Source organism: Pontimicrobium sp. MEBiC01747 (genome assembly GCF_053601635.1).
Map to the genome: position 1 here is coordinate 1 of NZ_JBSHNS010000597.1, position 7,782 is coordinate 7,782.

The 7,782-nt window shown below is 31.6% G+C and carries 7 protein-coding genes and 2 pseudogenes; 6 read left to right on the forward strand and 3 right to left on the reverse strand.

Annotated elements, in window-relative coordinates; translation table 11 throughout:
* Nucleotides 1-351 (forward strand): annotated as a pseudogene (locus ACVC2P_RS20025) (lipopolysaccharide kinase InaA family protein); the annotation flags it as partial.
* A 152-nt stretch (nucleotides 352-503) separates the two neighbouring features.
* Here ACVC2P_RS20025 and ACVC2P_RS20030 read toward each other — a convergent pair.
* Nucleotides 504-1,319: a 2,3,4,5-tetrahydropyridine-2,6-dicarboxylate N-succinyltransferase gene (locus ACVC2P_RS20030; RefSeq protein ID WP_452600222.1), complete on the reverse strand. Its 816-nt coding sequence runs from the start codon at nucleotides 1,317-1,319 to the stop codon at nucleotides 504-506.
* 298 nt (nucleotides 1,320-1,617) lie between these two features.
* Between ACVC2P_RS20030 and ruvX the strand changes: the two genes are divergently transcribed.
* The 5 genes from ruvX to mazG all read left to right on the forward strand — a co-directional run bounded on the left by ruvX (nucleotide 1,618) and on the right by mazG (nucleotide 4,427).
* Entirely contained in the window at nucleotides 1,618-2,028 is a 411-nt protein-coding gene (gene ruvX, locus ACVC2P_RS20035; RefSeq protein WP_452600223.1) for a Holliday junction resolvase RuvX, read from the forward strand.
* An 11-nt stretch (nucleotides 2,029-2,039) separates the two neighbouring features.
* The gene (def, locus tag ACVC2P_RS20040; protein WP_452600224.1) at nucleotides 2,040-2,630 is read left to right on the forward strand and encodes a peptide deformylase; all 591 of its coding nucleotides are present in this window, start codon (nucleotides 2,040-2,042) and stop codon (nucleotides 2,628-2,630) included.
* Between the two features lie 56 nt (nucleotides 2,631-2,686).
* Entirely contained in the window at nucleotides 2,687-3,106 is a 420-nt protein-coding gene (locus tag ACVC2P_RS20045; RefSeq protein ID WP_452600225.1) for a DUF5606 family protein, read from the forward strand.
* A 144-nt stretch (nucleotides 3,107-3,250) separates the two neighbouring features.
* Nucleotides 3,251-3,535, forward strand: coding sequence for a hypothetical protein (locus ACVC2P_RS20050; protein WP_452600226.1), 285 nt, complete (start codon nucleotides 3,251-3,253; stop codon nucleotides 3,533-3,535).
* Between the two features lie 118 nt (nucleotides 3,536-3,653).
* The gene (mazG, locus tag ACVC2P_RS20055) at nucleotides 3,654-4,427 is read left to right on the forward strand and encodes a nucleoside triphosphate pyrophosphohydrolase (protein ID WP_452600227.1); all 774 of its coding nucleotides are present in this window, start codon (nucleotides 3,654-3,656) and stop codon (nucleotides 4,425-4,427) included.
* A 239-nt stretch (nucleotides 4,428-4,666) separates the two neighbouring features.
* Here mazG and ACVC2P_RS20060 read toward each other — a convergent pair whose 3' ends face one another.
* Complete coding sequence (locus ACVC2P_RS20060; RefSeq protein ID WP_452600228.1) at nucleotides 4,667-6,997, reverse strand: GH92 family glycosyl hydrolase; 2,331 nt, start codon at nucleotides 6,995-6,997, stop codon at nucleotides 4,667-4,669.
* A 377-nt stretch (nucleotides 6,998-7,374) separates the two neighbouring features.
* Nucleotides 7,375-7,782: pseudogene (locus ACVC2P_RS20065) on the reverse strand (DUF349 domain-containing protein); the annotation flags it as partial.

A 7,782-nucleotide genomic window follows, 5' to 3' on the forward strand; every position in this document is an offset into this window, starting at 1 on the left:
AAACAGTTTACTGCTTTTACTTATGAACTACTCGAAAATAATATTATCTTTCTAGACCATTCTCCCGGTAATACACTAATTGTAAAAAAGGGCAACGGGTATGATTTTTATTTAATAGATTTAAATAGAATGCGTTTTGAAACCATGAGTTTATCAAAACGTATGGATAACCTTAAGCGATTATGGCTCTCTAAAAAAATGATTAGAATTATAGCTAAAGAGTATGCCAATTTAAGTGGAGAATCTTTTGAGACTGTTTATAATTTACTATTAGACTCTTCAAGACAATTTAAATTAAAGATTAACAGAAAGAAACGTTTTAAAAGGAAGTATTTGAAGAAGAAAAAATAGGTTTACGAATAACCTGCAAGAAATTATAGTATTGGTAAACTGAGTATAATTGCGAACTCTATAAAAAAAAGCTCCAAGATTAAAGAAAAACTTTAAAACTTGGAGCTTATATTTTATCTCCTACATAGTTTGATACAGCGTAAGACTAAACACTAAACGGCTACATTATGCTCACGCAACGCATCATTTAAAGAGGTCTTTTTATTAGTACTCTCTTTACGCTTACCAATAATTAAAGCACAAGGTACATTATAATCGCCCGCTGGGAAAGATTTTGTATAGCTACCAGGAATTACTACAGAACGAGCAGGCACGCGACCTTTCATTTCTACAGGTTTGTCACCAGTAACATCAATAATTTTAGTAGAAGCCGTTAAAACCACATTAGCACCTAAAACCGCTTCTGTTTCTACATGCACACCTTCCACAACAATACAACGCGACCCTATAAACGCATTATCTTCAATAATAACAGGAGCAGCCTGTAAAGGCTCTAAAACACCACCAATACCAACACCACCAGATAAATGCACATTTTTTCCAATTTGTGCACAACTACCAACAGTAGCCCAAGTATCTACCATAGTCCCTTCATCTACATAAGCACCAATATTAACATAGCTAGGCATTAAAATAGTACCAGCCGAAATATAAGCCCCATGTCTAGCCACAGCATGAGGCACAACACGAATCCCTTTTTCTTTATAACCCGTTTTTAAAGGAATTTTATCATGAAACTCAAAAATACCAACCTCAAGCGTTTCCATTTTTTGAATAGGAAAATATAAAACCACAGCTTTTTTTACCCACTCATTAACTTGCCAGCCATTTGCAGTAGGCTCAGCTACACGAAGTTTACCTTCGTCCAATAAACTCACTACTTTTCTAATAGCAGTAGTCGTTTCGTCGTTGTTTAACAATGCTCTGTCATTCCAGGCATTTTCAATAATTTGTTGTAAATCGTTCATTTCAATTTTATTTATTATCCCTTACGCAGGTTAAAAATCGTATAATTTTACTTCTAGGGGTATGCCCTAAAGGTTAGGCTATTGCAGCTTACTTTTTTAATTGTAACAGTTTCATAAAAAAACAAAGCTATATTTATTTTATAGAATATATTTTACATTAAACCGTTATATCAAACCAAGTACAAAAAAGAGCTTTAACAAATTGCGCTATCCTTGACGCAAATATAGTTTCAATTTATAATTTGGCATAATATTTATTATGTACTAATTAAACCTTAAATTTGCACAAAAATTAATAATGGCTCAAATTCTAGCAATAGATTATGGTAAGGTAAGAACCGGTTTGGCGGTAACAGACGATATGCAAATTATTGCTTCTGGACTAACAACTGTGCCTACTAAGGAGTTATTAGAGTTTTTAAAAACGTACACCAATAAAGAGGAGGTAGAGTTATTTTTAATTGGGGAACCTAAACAAATGAATAACGAAGCTAGCGAAAGCGAAGCTTTAATAGCGCCTTTTATAAGTCAGTTACGAACTTTTTTTCCGCAAATTCCCATTAAAAGAGTAGACGAACGGTTTACCTCTAAAATGGCAATGCAAACCATGATAAGTAGCGGATTAAAAAAGAAGCAGAGACAAAATAAAGCATTAGTAGACGAAATTAGTGCCACAATAATATTGCAAAGTTACCTGTATAATAGATAAATTTTAATGTAATGATATTACCAATAGTCGCTTATGGCGATCCTGTTTTAAAGAAAAAAGCAACGGAAATAACAGCAGAATATCCTAATTTAAAAGAATTAGTAGACAATATGCACGAAACCATGTATGGCGCATACGGTTTAGGAATTGCTGCACCGCAAATAGGATTATCTATTCGTTTATTTGTTGTAGATGCTTCTCCATTTGCAGAAGATAAAGAGTTAAGCCAGGAAGAACGCGATTACTTAAATAACTTTAAACATACTTTTATAAACCCTGTAATTTTAGAAGAAACAGGAGAAGAGTGGGCATTTAACGAAGGTTGTTTAAGTATTCCAGATGTAAGAGAAGATGTGTTTAGAAAACCAAATGTAAAAATTGAATATTACGATTTAGATTTTAAAAAACACACGATAGAGTTAACAGGAATAGCAGCAAGAATAGTGCAACACGAGTACGACCATATTGAAGGTGTGTTGTTTACAGATAAACTGTCGGCATTAAAAAAACGTTTAATAAAAGGTAAACTAGCCAATATTTCTAAAGGAAAAGTAGGGATAGATTATAGAATGCGTTTTCCAAATCAAAAAAAGAAACGATAAAATTTGTTTAAAAGGAGCGAACACTAGATATTTGCCATCCTTAAAAAAGAATAAATATGGGATTAGATAAAATATTAGCAATAGCAGGAAAGCCAGGATTATACCAATTAGTAACACAAACACGTGGAGGTTTTATTGCGGAATCACTAATAGACAATCGTAAGATTTCGGTAGGAATACAACAAAACGTTAGTATTTTAAGTGAAATAGCTATTTATACTTTAACAGAAGAAGTGCCTTTAAGAGAGGTGTTTAAAAAAATAGAAGCTAAAGAAAACGGAGCGCAAACAAGCATTAGTCATAAAGATGGTAAAGATAAACTAGAAGAATACTTTTTTGAAGTATTACCAGATTATGATGAAGATAGAGTTTATGCTAGCGATATTAAAAAAGTAGTACAATGGTATAATATGCTACAGAAAAATAATTTATTAAATCTTGAAGAAGAAGTTGTTACTTCAGACGAAGAAGAATAAGATTTTAAGGAATAGCATAAAAAAAATCCAGATTTATTAATAAATCTGGATTTTTTTTATGCTAAATTGTATTATTGCTAAATGTTTTTTCTATCTTAGACTACTTTTTATTCTCTTTAGCACAGCAATAAAAATATATTAAACATGAAAAAATTATTCATTGTCCCTGCCCTTGTGCTATTATGTAGTTTTACAACTGTAGATACTGTAAAACCAGAAATTGAATCCTTAGAGATTACAACTTTAAAACTTCAAAATGGAATTATATGGGGCGAATGGTCAGAATGGTCAGATCCAGTTCGTAATTGTGGTTCTAGAAATAGAATTGGGTATGATTTAGGATCAAACTCAACGGTAATAGAATTTCAAGATCAAAATTGCCTGCCAGGAAATGACGATGGAATGCATGATCCAGATGGACCGCAATAGAGGATAAAACCTTAGACATAAATTTACATACGAGCCTATTAAAATCTTAATTTTAATAGGCTCGTTTCTTTAGAAAACTTTATAGTAAGTAGTATTTTTGCTAAAATAATTAGATACAATGAATAGTAGAGCAGACCAATTAAAAGCCTTCGATCGTTTATTAACTATTATGGACGAGTTAAGAGCGCAATGCCCATGGGATAAAAAGCAAACTATGGAAACGTTACGCCATTTAACCATAGAAGAAACATACGAACTTGGTGATGCTATTTTAGATAACGATTTAGATGAGGTTAAAAAAGAAGTTGGAGATTTAATGCTGCACCTAGTGTTTTATGCAAAAATAGGTAGCGAAACTAATAGTTTTGATATAGCCGATGTTTGTAATAGTATTTGCGAAAAACTAATACATAGACATCCACACATTTATGGAGATGTAAAAGTAACAGATGAAGAAGATGTAAAACGTAATTGGGAACAATTAAAATTAAAAGAAGGAAAAACTAGTGTGTTAGAAGGTGTGCCCAAAAGTTTACCAGCTTTAGTAAAAGCAAATAGAATACAAGATAAAGTTGCAGGCGTAGGTTTCGATTGGGAACAACCAGAGCAAGTATGGGAGAAAGTAGAGGAGGAGTTAAAAGAATTTAAAACAGAAGTTGCAAAGGGAGATACAGATGCTATAGAAGATGAATTTGGCGATGTTTTATTTTCTATGGTAAATTATGCCCGCTTTTTAAAAATAAATCCAGAGAATGCTTTAGAGCGTACTAATAAAAAATTCTCTAAACGCTTTCAATATCTTGAAGCCAAAGCAAAAGAAATGAATAAGGATTTAAAGGATATGACTCTTGCAGAAATGGATATTTTTTGGGAGGAGGCAAAAAAACTTTAATTTTTTTAATATTAAATAATCCAAAATTGTTTTTGATGCGTATATAAAACAAATGACATCAAAACTTTCATAGAGAATTGGTTAATAGCATAAACTTAAAAATGGTGTCATTTTAACAATAGAATTATTTCTTATTAAGCGAAAAAGAAATAATCGGTTAGTTTAGTTAGGGGCCAAAATCCTACTTCCTCCCTCAGGAAGTAGGATTTGGTTTTTTTATGACATTCTTAATGTAGTAACTATTGTGTTATGTTAGGTAGATTACTCATCTCGAAAACTAGTGTTCCTCCATTTATAATGTCTTTATGAGATATTGTGTTGTTTTCTAACACTTTACCGTTTATAGATACTTTAGTTACATAGACATTTTCTTTACTTTGGTTATTGGCTTTTATCGTTAACGTTTTTCCTTTTTGTAAATGTATTGTAGCTTCTTTTACTAACGGGCTACCTAAAGCATAATTAGGAGATCCCGGCGTTACGGGGTAAAACCCAAGGCTGCTAAAAATATACCAAGCACTCATTTGTCCTGCATCATCATTACCACATAATCCCTCTACACTAGAATCGTACATTGTATCCATTATCATTCGTACACGTTCTTGAGTTTTTTCTGGATGACCTGTCCAGTTGTAAAGGTATGGTATGTGATGCCCAGGTTCATTACCATGTACGTAGTTTCCAATAATACCATCTCTGGTAATATCTTCATGTTTTTCAATATATTTATCCTCTATTTTCATGGTAAATAATGAATCTAAATGCTGAGAAAAATGTTCTTTCCCTTTCATCATTTCTATCATGTTTTCTATGTTTTGAGGAACATATAATCCATAATTCCATGCATTACCTTCTATAAAACCTTGTCCATGGGTATCCATTGGGTCAAAGTTATCTCTAAATGAACCATTAGCTAATTTTGGACGCATATAGCCAATAGTTGGGTCGTAAACATTTTTATAGTATGTTGCTCTTTTTGCAAATTCCTCTTCTGTTTTTGTTTCTCCAATTTGTTTTGCAATTTGCGAAATACACCAATCATTATAAGCATATTCTAAGGTTTTAGAAACCGAAGAATGACTTTTGTCTTCTGGAACATATTTATAATTTATATAATCTCCTAAACCGTCAAAGTATTTTACATTAGCTGTGTTTACAGAGGCTTTTAATGCTCGGTTATAATTAAAATCACCTACGTTTTTTGCCATTGCATCTGCTATTACAGATGTTGCATGATAGCCAATCATGCACCAATTTTCATTTGCATAATGGCTCCATATTGGTAGCATATTATGTACACTTTCATCATGGTGGGCTAACATAGATTTTATCATGTCATTATTGCGCTCTGGTTGGGTAATATTAAATAAAGGGTGAAGTGCTCTGTAAGTGTCCCAAAGCGAAAAAATGGTATAGTTTGTAAATCCTTCTGAGGTATGTATGTTTTGGTCTAACCCTCTGTATTGTCCATCGACATCTTCATATAAAATAGGGGATAAGTTAGTATGGTACAAGGCAGAGTAAAATGTTTTTTTATTGTCTTCAGTTAGCGTTGTTACTTCAATTTTAGAAAGCTCTTTATTCCATTTCTCTTTTGTGGCTTCATGGGTTTTATTAAAGTCCCAATGTGGTATTTCTGCTTTTAAGTTTTTTAGGGCTCCTGCCGTACTTACAGGAGATAAGGCAAACTTAATCTTAATTTTTTCACCTTCAGTAGTATTAAAATTAAAATATGCACGAATGTCTTTTCCTGCTATTTCTGGGAAGTTTTCTTCTTGATTAAAACGTCTGTAAAAACCATCATACTTAACGGTATCATATTTTTTATGTCCGTAGCTTTTAAATGGTTTAGAAAATTGCATCGCAAAAAATACTTTTTTTGTTTTAGCCCAACCTTTGGTTTGTCTGTAGCCAGTTACTAATGAGTCGTTTTCTACACGAATAAAAGTCCATACATTTTTATTATCATGATGGTAAACATTATAAACCATATCTAAAATAATATGTGCATTGTTAGACTTTGGGAAAGTGTATTGATGGAATCCAACACGCTCACTAGCTGTAAGTTCTGCCTTAATATTATAACTATCTAAGTCTACTTGATAATAACCTGGAGACGCAGTTTCCTTTTTATGCGAAAATGTAGAATAAAATCCCTTTTCGCCTGTTATTGTTTTTAAAGGCTCTAGTGTTAGCTTTCCTGTTGTAGGCATAACTAGAAAATCTCCTAAGTCTGAATGTCCAGTACCACTAAAATTTGTATGTGCAAAACCAATAATAGTAGAGTCTCTATATTGGTAACCAGCACAATATTCGTAAGTTTCTGAGTTGTATTTCCCATCTTCATCAAACATCACTTCAAAATTTGTTTGTGGGCTTAATTGTACCATCCCAAATGGTGCAGTTGCTCCTGGGAATACATGTCCCATTTTACTTGTTCCAATAAAAGGGTTTACATATTGTGTGTAATCTTGTTTTGTTTCTTCAAGACTATTTGTAGTTGTTTGTTCTTTGGGTTTACAGGCATTTAAAAGTAATAAAACGAATGCTAAAGTTAAGGACAGTCTCATGTATGTTTTTTAATTAATTAGATTAATTTTAAAAATATAACAAACATGCTTAGAAAAGAAGTAAGATTTTATTTTTCCATTAATTGCAATTTTTAATTGAAAATACTTGAAATAATGTATAAATCTTTGTGTATATTATATAAAATGTTTGGTTTTTAGATGTTTAAGTGAATAATTATAGTTTGTGTATTCTTTCTAATATTAAAAAAAACTACTTAAAAAGTGAGTTTGTAGTATAAATTTTAAACTGGGAGGTATTAGTTTGTTTAAGTTTATATTTTGTATATGTTATAAAAAACTTAATTATAACTAAAAAAATCCCTCTTATACAAGAAGGATTTTTTTATACACTAATACAAATTATTTTTTTAATTAGCCTAAGCTTCTGGTTCTGAATTTTCAGTAGCAGGTTTAGGTTGTTTATATAGTTCTTTAATTTTCTTTAGTTTATTATTCCAAATCACTAAAGAATCTTTGTGTTTCTTTATGTTGTCGTGAACACTTTTTACTAAAGGGTTTTTATCATCTGCATGTTTAAAGAATAATAGGTTATTCTCTAATTGGTTTATTTCTCCTTTAATTTCATCTACTTTCTTTTTAATAAACGAACGTTCGTTGTCTAGTACTCTAGAGTCGCTTGCAGTGGAGAGGTCTTGAAGTTTGTTTTCAAACTTAATCATTTCTACTTCGTTCTTATTCATGTCTAATGTTTTGAATAAGCCGTCTAAAGCTGTATTGAAATCGCTTTCAATTTTACGTTTTTTTCCTGGTACACGCCCAATAGC